11 protein-coding genes are annotated in these 13,299 nt (G+C 62.9%); 2 read left to right on the forward strand and 9 right to left on the reverse strand.

Going from position 1 to position 13,299, the window contains the following annotated elements:
* The first annotated feature begins 59 nt into the window (after nucleotides 1-59).
* Nucleotides 60-2,573: a caspase family protein gene (locus FFS37_RS22930; protein WP_137933241.1), complete on the forward strand. Its 2,514-nt coding sequence runs from the start codon at nucleotides 60-62 to the stop codon at nucleotides 2,571-2,573.
* Nucleotides 2,574-3,066: 493 nt separating this feature from the next.
* On the opposite strand, the gene FFS37_RS22935 is transcribed toward FFS37_RS22930, so the two are convergent.
* Together FFS37_RS22935 and mce are read right to left on the reverse strand one after the other, a co-directional pair.
* Nucleotides 3,067-3,351, reverse strand: a complete 285-nt coding sequence (locus FFS37_RS22935; RefSeq protein WP_137933242.1) for a DUF1467 family protein — start codon at nucleotides 3,349-3,351, stop codon at nucleotides 3,067-3,069.
* Complete coding sequence (gene mce / locus FFS37_RS22940; RefSeq protein WP_137933243.1) at nucleotides 3,348-3,752, reverse strand: methylmalonyl-CoA epimerase; 405 nt, start codon at nucleotides 3,750-3,752, stop codon at nucleotides 3,348-3,350. Before mce ends, FFS37_RS22935 begins: the two co-directional genes overlap by 4 nt.
* Nucleotides 3,753-3,909: 157 nt before the next feature.
* Between mce and FFS37_RS22945 the strand changes: the two genes are divergently transcribed.
* On the forward strand, nucleotides 3,910-4,773 hold the full coding sequence (locus tag FFS37_RS22945; RefSeq protein ID WP_137933244.1) for an MBL fold metallo-hydrolase: 864 nt from the start codon (nucleotides 3,910-3,912) through the stop codon (nucleotides 4,771-4,773).
* Nucleotides 4,774-4,786: 13 nt separating this feature from the next.
* Here the strand turns inward: FFS37_RS22945 and FFS37_RS22950 are convergent, their stop codons facing one another.
* The 7 genes from FFS37_RS22950 to FFS37_RS22980 all read right to left on the reverse strand — a co-directional run bounded on the left by FFS37_RS22950 (nucleotide 4,787) and on the right by FFS37_RS22980 (nucleotide 13,251).
* Nucleotides 4,787-6,457 carry a ribonuclease J gene (locus FFS37_RS22950; RefSeq protein ID WP_137933245.1) on the reverse strand — a complete coding sequence of 557 codons (1,671 nt, stop codon included), beginning with the start codon at nucleotides 6,455-6,457 and terminating at the stop codon, nucleotides 4,787-4,789.
* 93 nt (nucleotides 6,458-6,550) lie between these two features.
* Nucleotides 6,551-7,372, reverse strand: coding sequence for a biotin--[acetyl-CoA-carboxylase] ligase (locus FFS37_RS22955; protein ID WP_137933246.1), 822 nt, complete (start codon nucleotides 7,370-7,372; stop codon nucleotides 6,551-6,553).
* A 4-nt stretch (nucleotides 7,373-7,376) separates the two neighbouring features.
* A complete protein-coding gene (gene nuoN / locus FFS37_RS22960) occupies nucleotides 7,377-8,813 on the reverse strand; it encodes an NADH-quinone oxidoreductase subunit NuoN (protein ID WP_137933247.1) in 1,437 nt (478 codons plus the stop codon).
* 18 nt (nucleotides 8,814-8,831) lie between these two features.
* Nucleotides 8,832-10,337 (reverse strand): NADH-quinone oxidoreductase subunit M, encoded by a 1,506-nt coding sequence (locus FFS37_RS22965; RefSeq protein ID WP_137933248.1) that lies wholly within the window; start codon nucleotides 10,335-10,337, stop codon nucleotides 8,832-8,834.
* Complete coding sequence (nuoL, locus tag FFS37_RS22970; RefSeq protein ID WP_137933249.1) at nucleotides 10,337-12,310, reverse strand: NADH-quinone oxidoreductase subunit L; 1,974 nt, start codon at nucleotides 12,308-12,310, stop codon at nucleotides 10,337-10,339. The genes FFS37_RS22965 and nuoL overlap by 1 nt, the downstream gene beginning before the upstream one ends.
* A 10-nt stretch (nucleotides 12,311-12,320) precedes the next feature.
* Nucleotides 12,321-12,629 carry an NADH-quinone oxidoreductase subunit NuoK gene (nuoK, locus tag FFS37_RS22975; protein WP_010910101.1) on the reverse strand — a complete coding sequence of 103 codons (309 nt, stop codon included), beginning with the start codon at nucleotides 12,627-12,629 and terminating at the stop codon, nucleotides 12,321-12,323.
* A 1-nt stretch (nucleotide 12,630) separates the two neighbouring features.
* Nucleotides 12,631-13,251, reverse strand: coding sequence for an NADH-quinone oxidoreductase subunit J (locus FFS37_RS22980; protein WP_137933250.1), 621 nt, complete (start codon nucleotides 13,249-13,251; stop codon nucleotides 12,631-12,633).
* Between the last annotated feature and the right edge of the window lie 48 nt (nucleotides 13,252-13,299).

Here is a 13,299-nt window from a genome sequence, read left to right on the forward strand (position 1 = left end):
CTGGTTAGCTTGAAGCCGAAAGCCGCGGCAATCCCGTCGGCTTGGGGTGGATCGGGGCATTGCGTTTTTTCCTGACAGTCATCCTGGCGATTCTCTTCGCCTCGGCGGCCCATGCGGAGCGGCGTGTCGCGCTCATCATGGCGGCCGACGACTATCGCAATGTGCGTCCGTTGAAAAACGCAGTGAATGACAGCCGAACGATCGAAGCCGCGTTGCAGAAGCTCGGTTTCGACGTCACCACCGAAGCCAACCGCGACCTGAAGCGCATGCGGCGAGCGCTGGAGGATTTTCGCGACGACGCAGCCGGCGCGGATGTCGCCCTGATCTATTTCTCCGGCCATGGCGTCGAGATCGCAGGGGACAATCGCCTTCTGCCGGTCGACGCCGATCCGTCTTCGCTGGACCGGCTGAAGGCCACGACCCTTGCGCTGGAGGAGGTGCGGCAGACCGTGACCTCGGCCGGCAGGATCGGCCTCGTTGTTCTCGACGCATGCCGCAACGATCCTTTCGGCCAATCCGAAGACGGCGCCTCCGGCAGCGGTCAATCCGGTGCAGGAAGAGGAGTCGTTGCCATCGCTCCCGAGGTCAAGGCGGAGGCAAAGCCAGGGCTCGGACGCATGGGCCGGGCCGAAAACGTCCTGTTCGCCTTTTCCGCGGCGCCCGGACAGACCGCCTCCGATGGCGCATCCGGAAACTCGGACTTTTCCGCCGCTTTGGCGAAGTTCCTGCCGACCGATGGGCTCGAAATTCGCTCCGTCCTGACGCTGGTGCAGCAGCAGGTCTATGATCAATCCCGCGGCAAGCAGCTTCCCTATGTGGAGAGCGGCCTGCCGCAGCTTTTCTTCGCTGCCCAGACCAGCAAGGACGCCCTGCCCGAGCGCGACCGGCTGCTGCTTGCCATGGCCGACGTCACACCCGACCTGCGCTCGGAGGTCGAAACTGTGGCCGCGAACGCGGATATGCCGCTGGCACCACTCTACGCCGCGCTTATCACGTCCGACGGCAAGGCCCTGGCGCCGAGACAGCGCCAGCAGAAACTTAAGGAGGCGGCAGACGCCTTCATCAAGGTCCGGGCCGATCTGCGCAATCTGGCCTCCTCCGACCCGCAGGTGACCGCGTTGCGCCAACAGGCTGAGGCGCAACTGGCGCTCGGCTCGTTCGACGAGGCACGGGCGCTGCTTGGCAAAGCGGCTGACATCGACGGCAAATCGCGCGACGATCTGAAAAGTCGCTTCATCGAGCGCACGCTGTCGGAAGCAACGACGCATTACCTCGCCGGAGGCGCCTCGCAGGCGCAATTGCGTTACGACCTCGCTATCGAGGACTACCGCAAGGCCGTCGCGCTCTATGCCGATGTCGAGGGTTTCCCGATACCGGACGAGGCACGCTACCAGCAGACACTGTCGTGGGAATTCATCGGCACGCTGGAAACGACCGTCGGCCATCTGCAGGAAGCCGGCAAAGCCTATGATTCGATGGTCCGATCCGCGGAGAAACGCGCGGCCGCCGAGCCCGACAAGATCGACCACCAACGCGACCTTGCCGTGGCGCTGAACAAGGTGGCCGACGTCAAGAAGGCGATCGGCGATAGCGCCGGCGCGATTGCCCTTTACCAGCAGGCTCTCGCCACGATGAAGGCGATCCTCGAAAAGGAACCTACCTTTGGCTATCTGCGTGACTACGCCATCTGCTTCAACCGCATCGGTGACGTCATGCGGGTATCCGGTGACGGACCGGGCGCGCTGGCCAATTATCGCTCGGCGCTCAAGGTGGCTGAATTCCTGGTCGAGCAGGCGCCGGATGATGACGGCTTTCGGCGCGACCTTGCCGTCAGCCACTCCAAGATCGGGCTGGCGCTCAGGCTGACCAATGATCTGGACGGCTCGATCGCAGAGTATGAAGTTTCCCTGCGGATCACTGAGGCGCTGGCGAAAAAGACGCCTGACGACACCGAACTGCAGCGCGACATCACCGTCAGCCTCACCGCGATCGGCGACCTGCAGCGGCTGACCGGGCATAATGAAAAGGCTTTCGAACCCTACAAGCGCAGCGTCGATATCGCGCAAAAGCTGGTGGCGCGGGACCCCGGCAACACATTGTGGCGGCGCGACCTCGAGCTTGCGCTGGGCAAGATATCCGACGCCCGCGCCGAGGCCGGAGACATTGATGGAGCGCTCGCCGACCGCCGCTCGTCGCAAGCCATTGCGGAATATCTGGCCGAGCTCGACCACGACAATGCCGAGTGGCAGCGTGACCTTGCCGTTGGCCACAACCGCGTCGGCGATATCTTGATGAGCAAGGGCGACAAGAGCGGCGCCGCTGCCGAATATCAGGCCGGTTTCCTGATCGCCAGCGCACAGCTGGAGGCCGACCCGGGCAATGCGCAGCGCACGGTCGATGCCGCCTTCAGCCATTACAAGCTTGCCATTGCCGGTATCGACACTCCGGCGAATCTCAAAGCCGCGCTGGCCATGCTGACGGGGCTGAAATCTCAAGGACGCCTGCCGGGCGCCAATGATGTCTGGATCGGCATGGTCGAAAAAGCGATGGCTGAGGCCGGGGTCGCGAAATAGGCTCGCATAGGCTGCGCGGAGAGCCGAACGTCTTCTGGTTTGGCCGCCAATTCTTTGCGCGCGTCAATTCAGGAGAGGCTCAAAAGGCTCCGCCGATGCTTATTGATCGATTCAAAAGCAAAGCATGCCATACTATTGTGCAGTGCAGCACGAGAATGCCTGTTTCGAGGCAAAATTCTTCGTGACATTTTCATTCGGCTTAGGCTAGTGTGCCGCGATAACCGAGAGGGCGGAGAAAAATCTGCTCTCCTACGCGGTCAAAGTCTTGGGAGGATGCGATCTAGGCGCGGTTACTCGCTGCCGCCGGAAACCGGAAACAGATCGGACGCGTTTAATTGCAAGGCCTCGTGCCTTGCATTTTTTTTGTGCAATCATCTGGTTAGCGCAACGGGTTAACAGCCCACATTACCCTGCGTCAGCAAACATGCGGCCCGCGAAATAAGCGGACCTGGCACCCCTCTTCCACAGAGTCGGAAACGGCGTCGCGGACGGCCTATTTTGCGGGGGGTTGGTCGAAATCCGGCACGATGTGCGGGATGTCGTTGAGGCTATAGCCCAGGCCGTGGGTGAGGCCGTAGAAAATGCCCATCACAATAGCCGTGACGATGGTCGTGCGGATCACGGCGCGCAGCATGTGCGGGCCGCGCGGCGCGCTCGCGACTGTACCGAGCGTCACATCGTGATCGTCGTCCTGCGTTTTGACGCTGAACGGCAGCACGACGAACAGCACCACCCACCAGGTCGCGAAAAACAGGGCGGTGAACGAAACCCAGCTCATGATTGCTCCAGTTCGGTCAGCGTGCCGAGGAAATCCTTCGGATGCAGGAACAGCACCGGCTTGCCATGGGCACCGATCCTGGGGTTGCCGTCACCCAGCACGCGGGCGCCGGAAGCCTTGAGCGCGTCGCGCGCGGCCAGGATATCGTCGACCTCGTAACAGAGATGGTGCATGCCGCCGGAGGGGAACTTCTCGAGAAACGCCGCGATCGGCGAGCCGTCGCCCAGCGGCTCCAGCAATTCGATCTTGGTGTTGCCGACATTGACGAACACCACGGTGACGCCATGCTCCGGCAGAGCCTGCGGCTCGCTCACTTCGGCGCCGAGCGTGTTGCGATAGGTGGCGACGGCGGCGGCAAGGTCCGGCACCGCAAGCGCGACATGGTTCAGCCGTCCCAGCATGTGCGAGCAATCCTCCTGCGTCCAATGCTGGCGTCATACGTCAAATCGACCGGCATCAACAGCCGTTGAGGACGGGCGCACTGTCGCACTTCGATCTGTCGCCGCCAAATCACGATCTCCGGCTGTTCCAACCCGCAAGCGCAAAGTACAAAAGGCAATGTCTGAAATCAGCCCTGCCCGCGCCCGCGTCTTCGCCTTCGATCTCGGCTCCTTCAAAGCCGCCGCTTTGCTCGACGCCGCCGATGTCAGGGACAATTTTGCATCGGCTTTCGCTGCCGGACAACCGCAGGCCGCGGTCGACGAACTCGCTGCTTCGAACTTCATCGACCGGCATCGGTACGAGCATTGTTTCATTCCAACGCTGATCGATACCGGTTCGCAAAAGGTCCTGTTCGACACGGGCTGCGGAGATGAGGGCAGTTCGATTCTGGATTGCCTTCACGACCTTGGGCTCGGCCCGGACGACATTGATGTGGTGGTCATCACGCACGGTCACCCGGACCACATTGGCGGTCTGGTCAGGAATGGCGAACCGGTTTTCAAACGCGCCCGCCACATATTCGGCGCGGCCGAATTCGCCTTCTGGACCGAAGGCGACGCGGTTCGCCCGGCCAGGCTGGCCAACCGTGACCTGTTCAGGCGGATATGCGCCGGCCTGGCGGAGCGCGCGACTTTCATCGCGCCCGGAGATGAAGTCGTGCCCGGCATCACCGCCGTCGACGCGGCCGGTCATTCCCCCGGGCTTCTGGCGTTTCTGGTCGAGAGCGATGGGAAGCGGTTGCTGATCTGGTCGGACGCCTTCCTGCACTATGCCGTGTCCATCCAGCATCCGGAATGGCATGCCGATTTCGATGACGACAGGGACCGTGCGGTCGAGACCCGCAAGCGGCTGCTGAAGATGGCGGCGGAGCAGCGCCTGCTGGTCGCGGGCCACCACATGCCATTCCCCGGCCTGGGCTATGTCGGACAGGCCGACGGATCTTTTCGCTGGATTCCGGTCAGCTACCAGCTGAACGTCTGACCTCGCCGGACAGTTACCTCGTGACGAAAACCGTGACCAGCGGCTTCTTGCCCCACGCCTCGTTGGCCGCGCCACGCACCGCGCGCCGCACCGCCTCCTGCACCAGGTCGAGATCCTTCCGGCGCTGGCGCGGAATAGAATCGACCGCGCCGACAGCGGCATCGAGCATCAGATCCTCGAGCGTCTCGCCGCTCGCATCGGCCTCGGCGACGCCGATGGCGACTAGGTCGGGATCGCCGGCCAGTTCATATTTGTCGTCGAGCACGACATTGACCGCGACATGCCCGGCAAAGGACAGTTTGCGCCGGTCGCGAATACCCATCGCCTGGTCGGTGCCGATCAGATTGCCGTCCTTGTAGATACGGCCGAACGGCACCTGGTCGATGATGGCGGCGGGGCCGGGGGCAAGCCGCAGCATGTCGCCGTCGCGCACCTGCGCCACCTGGCCGATGCCGGAGGTCGACATCAGCGACCCCTGCGCCACCAGATGCGCGGCCTCGCCATGCACGGGAACGCCGATCTGCGGGCGCACCCATTCATACATCTTGCGCAGTTCGCTGCGGCGTGGATGGCCGGAGACGTGCACCAGCGCGTCGCCGTCCTCGATGATCTTGATGCCGAGATCGATCAGGCGGTTCTTGATTTCGAGAATCGCCTTTTCGTTGCCGGGAATGGTGCGCGAGGAAAACACCACCGTGTCACCCGCCGTGAGCGATACCGATTTCATCTCGTCGCGCGACAGTTTCGCCAGCGCCGCCAGCGGTTCGCCCTGGCTGCCGGTGCAGATGATGACCAGATTTTCGCGCGGGATGAAGCCGAAATCCTCCTCGGCGATGAACTCCGGCAGGCCGTCCATGTAGCCGAGCTCATCGGCCACGTCGATGACCCGCTTCAGCGAGCGCCCGAGCACCAGGCACTGGCGGCCGGCATCGCGCGCGGCCCGGGCGATGGAAACGATGCGCCCGACATTCGAGGAGAAGGTGGTGACGGCGACACGGCCCTTGGCCGCCTGGATGACGCCCTTGAGCCCCTCGCCCACCGCGACCTCCGAAGGCGATTCGCCTTCCCTGAGCGCATTGGTCGAATCGCAGACCAGGGCCAGAACGCCCTTGTCGCCATAGGCGCGGAACCGGGCCTCGTCTGTCTTGGGTCCGATCGTCGGCTCCGGATCGATCTTCCAGTCACCGGTGTGGATGACCGTGCCGGCCGGAGAGGTGATCGCCAGCGACATCGGTTCAGGAATGGAGTGGGCCACCGGAATGGCCTCGATCTCGAACGGGCCGACGGTGAATTTTTCGCCGGCCCGGTAGATCGTCACCGGGATTTTCGGCGCGCCTTGTTCGCCCTGCCGCTTGGCGTCCAGCAGTCCTGCGCTGAACGGCGTCATCCACACCGGCGCCTTCAGCTTCGGCCATGTATCGAGCAGCGCGCCGTAGTGATCCTCGTGTGCATGGGTGATGATGATGCCGCGCAGATTGGCGAGGTTCTCCTCGATGAAGCGCGTATCAGGCAGGATCAGGTCGACGCCCGGATGCGCCGCGTCGGGAAAGGTCACGCCGACATCGATGACGATCCACTCGCGCGCGTTCGGCGGCCCGTAGCCGTAGAGGGCGAAGTTCATGCCGATCTCGCCGACGCCGCCGAGCGGCACGAAGACGAGTTCGGCGTTTTCCGCTTTCGCCATTATTTTTCCCTTCCTGGCCCTCGGGCCAAGCCGTTGAAGCAATCCCAGGAAAAGTGTGTAACGGCTTTCCCACAGGAATTGCGCAAAAACAAATCAAACCCGCGCGGACGCCACCGCGCCGAAATGCACGTCGCCAGCGGCAACCGTCACAACTGACCCCTCACCGTCGCGGATCACGAAACGGCAGTCCTCGTCAATGGTCTCGAACACGCCGCGCACCACATTACCGTCAATTCTGACAGCAACCTCGCCGCCAAGGCCCGCCGCGCGCGCCAACCAGCGCCGCCTGACGGCGGCAAGGCCGCGCCCTTCGTCCCAGAGCCGCGCATTCTCGCTCCATGCATCCGACAGCGCCAGGAACAGCGTTTCGGCGTCGCATGTCGCGCCCAGGGCCTGAAGCGATGTCGCCGGATACGGCAAATCCGGCGGATGTGCCACCACATTGACGCCGATTCCGACCGCAACGGCGAACCGGCCGCCATCGAGCATCGCCGACTCCAGCAGGATACCGGCAAGCTTCGCGCCCGATGCGAGCACGTCGTTCGGCCATTTCAGTTCGAAACGGTTCTGGCCCTGGCTGCCACCGTCGAGACCGATGGCGATGCGCCCCTTCGGCACCACCGCATCGAGCGCGTCGGCAAGCGACAGGCCGGCGACGAACCCCAGTGTCGCGGCAACGCGAAGCTCACCGCCGGTAATGAGCAGCAATGTCGCCGCCAGATTACCCTCGGGCGACACCCAGGCTCGGCCGCGCCGTCCGCGCCCGCTCTCCTGCTTCTTGGAAACGACCCATAATCTGCCGGTGTCGCCTGCCCTTGCATGGTCGAGCGCCACCGTGTTGGTGGAGCCGACGCTGTCATGGGCCTCGAGCCGGAAGCCTTCCGACGCCGAGGTTGGGGCCAGCCGAAATGCCATCCCGTCAGAAGAACGTCTTGGCCGCGGCTTCGGCATAGGTGCCGATCGGTCCGCCGATCAGCACGTAAAACAGCACGAAGGCGCCGGACACGCCGAGCACGAGGCGCAATTCGCTCGCCATCGGCACGAAACCGCCGACCGGCTCATCGAACCACATGATCTTGATGATGCGCAGATAGTAGTAGGCGCCCACCACCGAGGCCAGCACGCCGATGATCGCCAGCGCGTAGAGATGCGCGTTGATGGCGGCGAGGAAGACGTACCACTTCCCCCAGAAGCCGGCGAGCGGCGGGATGCCGGCCAGCGAGAACATCAGGATGGTGAGAATCGTGGCCATGATCGGGTTGGTCGAGGACAGGCCGGCCAGATCGCTGATCTGTTCGACATTGCCCTCCTTGCGCCGCATGGCGAGGATGAAGGCGAAGGTGCCGAGCGTCATCACCAGATAGATCAGCATGTAGATGGCCACGCCGCGCACGCCGGCCTGGCTGTTGGCGGCGAGGCCGACCAGCGCATAGCCCATGTGACCGATCGAGGAGTAAGCCATCAGCCGCTTGATGTTGGTCTGGCCGATCGCGGCGAAGGCGCCGAGCGCCATCGAGGCGATCGAAATGAAGACGATGATCTGTTGCCAGTCCGAAGCGATCGGCTTGAACGCACCCATGGTGACGCGCACGATCAGCGCCATCGCAGCCATCTTGGGGGCCGCCGCCAGGAAGGCGGTCACCGGTGTCGGCGCGCCTTCATAGACGTCGGGCGTCCACATGTGGAACGGCACGGCCGAGATCTTGAAGGCAAGGCCGGCCAGCACGAAGACCAGGCCGAAGACGAGACCAAGCTGGCGTTCGCCGCTGCCAAGTGCCGAGGCGATCTCCTGGAAGCCGGTGTTGCCGGTGTAGCCGTAGACGAGGCTGATGCCGTAGAGCAGCATGCCGGACGACAGCGCGCCGAGGACGAAATATTTCAGGCCGGCTTCCGTCGAACGGACATTGTCGCGGTTGATCGCGGCCAGCACGTAGATCGCCAGCGACTGCAGTTCGAGGCCGAGATAGAGGCCGATCATGCCGTTGGCCGAGATCATCAGCATCATGCCGAGCGTGCACAACAGGATCAGCACAGGATATTCGAACTTGTCGAAACGCTCGGCCTTGGCAAAGCGCATCGACATGACCAGCGTCACCGCCGAGCCGACCAGGGCCAGCACCTTCATGAAGCGGGCGAAGGAATCCTGGATGAAGGCATGGCCATAGGCGGTGCCCTGCCCCGTGGAGAAGATCAGCCAGGCACCCGATATCACCAGCACGGCAACCGCAAGGCCGGTCACCGTGTTGGCGGTGTTGGAGCGCGAATAGGCTCCGACCATCAGCAGCGCCAGCGCGCCGATGGCAAGGATCAGCTCGGGCGTCGAGAGCGACAGGCTGGAGAGAAGGTCCGGCGTCATGGTTCGCAAAACCCCTGGTCAGTTCGCCGCCGCGGTCTGCGCGGCGCCGATGGATGCGGTGACATTGGTGACGAGCGACTTGACCGACTGGGCCGTCGCGTTGAAGACGGGAGCGGGATAGACGCCGAAGAAGATGACCAGCACGACCAGCGGATAGATGATCGCCTTTTCGCGCGTCGACAGGTCGAGCAGCCCCTTCAGGCTATCCTTGGTCAGCGCACCGAAGATCACCCGGCGGTAGAGCCAGAGCGCGTAGGCGGCCGACAGGATGACGCCCGTGGCGGAGAAGAACGCCACCCAGGTATTGACCCGGAACACGCCGAGCATGGTCAGGAACTCGCCGATGAAGCCTGACGTTCCCGGCAGGCCGACATTGGCCATGGTGAAGATCAGGAACACGGTGGCGTATTTCGGCATGTTGTTGACCAGGCCGCCATAGGCCGCGATCTCACGCGTGTGCATGCGGTCGTAGATGACGCCGACGCACAGGAACAGCGCGCCCGAGACCAGGCCGTGGCTTAGCATCTGGAAGATCGCGCCCTGCACGCCTTCCTGGTTCATGGCGAAGATGCCCATGGTGACGAAGCCCATATGGGCGACCGACGAATAGGCGATCAGCTTCTTCATGTCCTCCTGCATCAGCGCCACCAGCGAGGTGTAGATGATGGCGACGACCGACAGCGTGAACACCAGTGGCGCGAACATCTCGGATGCCAGCGGGAACATCGGCAGGGAGAAACGCAGGAAGCCGTACCCACCCATTTTCAGGAGAATGCCGGCCAGGATGACCGAGCCCGCCGTCGGCGCCTCGACGTGCGCGTCCGGCAACCAGGTGTGAACCGGCCACATCGGCATCTTCACGGCGAAGGAAGCGAAGAAGGCGAGCCATAGCCAGGTCTGCATGTTGGCCGGGAAATTATGCGTCAGAAGCGTCGGAATGTCTGTCGTGCCGGCCTGGAAGAACATCGCCATGATGGCGAGCAGCATCAGCACCGAACCGGCCAGCGTATAGAGGAAGAACTTAAACGAGGCATAGACGCGCCGCTTGCCGCCCCACACGCCGATGATGATGAACATCGGGATCAGGCCAGCTTCGAAGAAGACGTAGAACAGCACGATATCGAGCGCGCAGAACACGCCGATCATCAGCGTTTCCAAGAGCAGGAAGGCGATCATATAGGCCTTGACCCGCTTCTCGATCGCTTCCCACGACGCCAGAATGCACAGCGGCATCAGGAAGGTCGTCAGGATGACGAAGAGCATCGAGATGCCGTCGACGCCCATATGGTAGGAGATGCCGGAATCGAGCCAGGCGTATTTTTCCACGAACTGGAAGCCGGCCTGCGAATTGTCGAAGCCGGTCCAGATGAACAGCGACACCACGAAGGTGAATGCCGTGGTTATGAACGCGATGGCGCGGATGTTGCGGCGCGCGTTTTCACTGTCATCCCGGATGAACAGGATAAGCAGCACACCAACCAGCGGCAGGAAGGTGACCAGCGAGAGGATTGGCCAGGCGGTCATCAGAGCATCATCCAGGTGACGAGTGCGGCAACGCCGATCAGCATGGCGAAGGCATAGTGGTAGAGGTAGCCGGTCTGCAACTTGACGACGCGGTTGGTGACATCGACGACGCGCGCCGAAATACCGTCAGGCCCGAGCCCGTCGATGACGGTGCCGTCGCCGGTCTTCCACAGGAAATGGCCAAGGCGCTTGGCGGGCCGCACGAACAGGAAGTCGTAGAGCTCGTCGAAATACCACTTGTTGAGCAGGAAGGCGTAGAGCCCGCGATGCTGCGCGGCGAGATTGGCGGGCATTTCCGGCGAGCGGATGTAGAACTTCCAGGCCACCAGCAGACCGATCAGCATCGCGACGAAGGGCGACAGTTCGACCCAAAGCGGCGATTCATGGATCTCGTGCAGGATGTGGTTATCAGGCAGCGTGAACAGCGAAGCCTTCCAGAACGCTTCGTAGCCCTCGCCGATGAAGGAATTGTGGAAAATGATGCCGGCAAAGAGCGCGCCGGCGGCCAGGATGAACAGCGGCACCAGCATGACGGGCGGCGATTCATGCACATGGTGCATGACCTCGTGGCTCGCGCGCGGCTTGCCATGGAAGGTCATGAAGATCAGCCGCCAGGAATAGAAGGACGTGAAGCAGGCAGCGATGACCAGAAGCACGAAGGCAAGGCCCGCGACCGCATTGTGGCCGACGAAGGCGCTCTCGATAATGGCGTCCTTGGAGAAGAAGCCGGCCGTGCCGATGACGGTCACCGGAATGCCGACGCCGGTCAGCGCCAGCGTGCCGATCACCATCATCCAGTAGGTGGTCGGGATCAGCTTCCTCAGGCCACCCATCTTGCGCATGTCCTGCTCGTCGGACACGGCATGGATGACCGAGCCGGAACCGAGGAACAGCAGCGCCTTGAAGAAGGCGTGCGTGAACAGGTGGAAGATCGCCGCGCCATAGGCGCCGACGCCCAGCGCCACGAACATGTAGCCGAGCTGCGAACAGGTCGAATAGGCGATGACGCGCTTGATGTCGTTCTGCACCAGGCCGACGGTCGCGGCGAAGAAGGCGGTGAAGGCGCCGATGAAGGTGACGACCGTCAGCGCCGAATGCGACAGCTCGAACAGCGGCGACAGGCGCGCCAGCATGAACACGCCGGCCGTCACCATGGTGGCGGCATGGATGAGCGCGGACACCGGAGTCGGGCCTTCCATGGCGTCGGGCAGCCAGGTGTGCAGCGGCACCTGCGCCGACTTGCCCATGGCGCCCATGAACAGCAGCAGGCACACGACGGTCATCGCCGCCTGCTTGTCCAGCGCATGGCCGAGGAAAGTCAGCACGGCGGCACCGTGCGGGGCGCCTTCAGCCGGAACGAACGTCGCCGCATTGGCGAAGATGGTGCCCAGATTGACCGAACCGAACAGAACGAACACGCCGAAGATGCCGAGCGCGAAACCGAAATCGCCGACGCGGTTGACCACGAAGGCCTTGATGGCAGCGGCGTTGGCGGAGGGCTTCTTGTACCAGAAGCCGATCAGCAGGTAGGACGCCAGGCCCACCCCTTCCCAGCCGAAGAACATCTGCACGAGGTTGTCGGCCGTCACCAGCATCAGCATGGCGAAGGTGAACAGCGACAGATAGGCGAAGAAGCGCGGCCGGTTCGGATCGTGGTGCATGTAGCCGATCGAATAGATGTGGACCAGCGCCGAGACGGTGTTGACCACCACCAGCATCACCACCGTCAGCGTGTCGATGCGCAGCGCCCAGGAGACGTCAAGGCCGCCGGACTGGATCCAGTGCAGCACCGGCACCGTGAACACCTCGCCGTGGCCGAAGCCGACGCTGAAGAAGGCAACCCATGAGAGCGCGGCCGAGATCACCAGGAAACCCGACGTGATGTATTCGGATGCCTTGGCGCCGAGCGAATTGCCGAACAGGCCGACGATCAGGAAGCCGAGAAGCGGAAGGAAGACGATCGCTTGATACATAATAGCCCCGTCAACCCTTCATCATGTTCACGTCTTCGACCGCGATCGAACCGCGGTTGCGGAAGAAGACGACCAGAATCGCAAGTCCGATCGCGGCCTCTGCCGCCGCGACAGTCAGCACGAACAGCGCGAACACCTGGCCGACCAGATCGCCGAGCGCCGCCGAGAAGGCGACGAAATTGATGTTGACCGCAAGCAGGATCAGTTCGACCGACATCAGGATGACGATGACGTTCTTGCGGTTCAGGAAGATGCCGAACACGCCGAGCGTGAACAGAACAGCCGATACGGTCAGATAATGTGCGATGCCGACGACCATCTCAGACTCCTTCGCCCGACTTGACCTTGCGGATTTCCATGCCGGTCGCCGGCGTCCGGCCGACCTGGGCTGCGATCGACTGCCGCTTGACCCCTTCCTTGTGGCGCAACGTGAGCACGATGGCGCCGATCATGGCGACCAGCAGCACGAGGCCCGAAATCTGGAAGTAGTAGAGGTAGTCGGTATAGAGGATGTCGCCGAGCGCTGCCGTATTGGAACGCGTGGCAAGGTCGGGAATGGGCTTGGCGACCGTCGACGCAAGCTTCGGCGCGAAAGTGTAGCCGCCCAGAACGACGATCAGTTCGGCCGCCAGGATCAGTCCGACCAGGGCGCCGATCGGCGCGTATTGCAAGGCGCCGCTCTTGAGTTCGGCGAAGTCGACGTCGAGCATCATGACGACGAACAGGAACAGCACCATGACGGCGCCGACATACACGACGAGCAGGATCATCGCCAGGAACTCGGCGCCCGTCAGCATGAACAGGCCGGCGGCATTGAAGAAGGTCAGGATCAGGAACAGCACCGAATGCACGGGGTTGCGCGACGAAATGACCATGAACGCCGATGCCACGGCGACAAAGGCGAAGAGGTAGAAGAAGGCCGCCTCTAGTCCACTCAGCATTGGGGATCCCCCGGGTTCCTGTGCGGACATGACGATCACGCCTTGTCC

The sequence above is a fragment of the Mesorhizobium comanense genome, from assembly GCF_005503535.1.
Classification (GTDB): domain Bacteria; phylum Pseudomonadota; class Alphaproteobacteria; order Rhizobiales; family Rhizobiaceae; genus Mesorhizobium; species Mesorhizobium comanense.

Excerpts from the sequence above, each read along its gene's own strand:
- FFS37_RS22935 (WP_137933242.1), bottom strand. The coding sequence starts at position 3,351 with ATGAGCTGGGTTTCGTTCACCGCCCTGTTTTTCGCGACCTGGTGGGTG.
- mce (WP_137933243.1), bottom strand. The coding sequence starts at position 3,752 with ATGCTGGGACGGCTGAACCATGTCGCGCTTGCGGTGCCGGACCTTGCC.
- FFS37_RS22945 (WP_137933244.1), top strand. The coding sequence starts at position 3,910 with ATGTCTGAAATCAGCCCTGCCCGCGCCCGCGTCTTCGCCTTCGATCTC.
- FFS37_RS22950 (WP_137933245.1), bottom strand. The coding sequence starts at position 6,457 with ATGGCGAAAGCGGAAAACGCCGAACTCGTCTTCGTGCCGCTCGGCGGC.
- FFS37_RS22955 (WP_137933246.1), bottom strand. The coding sequence starts at position 7,372 with ATGGCATTTCGGCTGGCCCCAACCTCGGCGTCGGAAGGCTTCCGGCTC.
- nuoN (WP_137933247.1), bottom strand. The coding sequence starts at position 8,813 with ATGACGCCGGACCTTCTCTCCAGCCTGTCGCTCTCGACGCCCGAGCTG.
- FFS37_RS22965 (WP_137933248.1), bottom strand. The coding sequence starts at position 10,337 with ATGACCGCCTGGCCAATCCTCTCGCTGGTCACCTTCCTGCCGCTGGTT.
- nuoL (WP_137933249.1), bottom strand. The coding sequence starts at position 12,310 with ATGTATCAAGCGATCGTCTTCCTTCCGCTTCTCGGCTTCCTGATCGTC.
- nuoK (WP_010910101.1), bottom strand. The coding sequence starts at position 12,629 with ATGGTCGTCGGCATCGCACATTATCTGACCGTATCGGCTGTTCTGTTC.
- FFS37_RS22980 (WP_137933250.1), bottom strand. The coding sequence starts at position 13,251 with ATGCTGAGTGGACTAGAGGCGGCCTTCTTCTACCTCTTCGCCTTTGTC.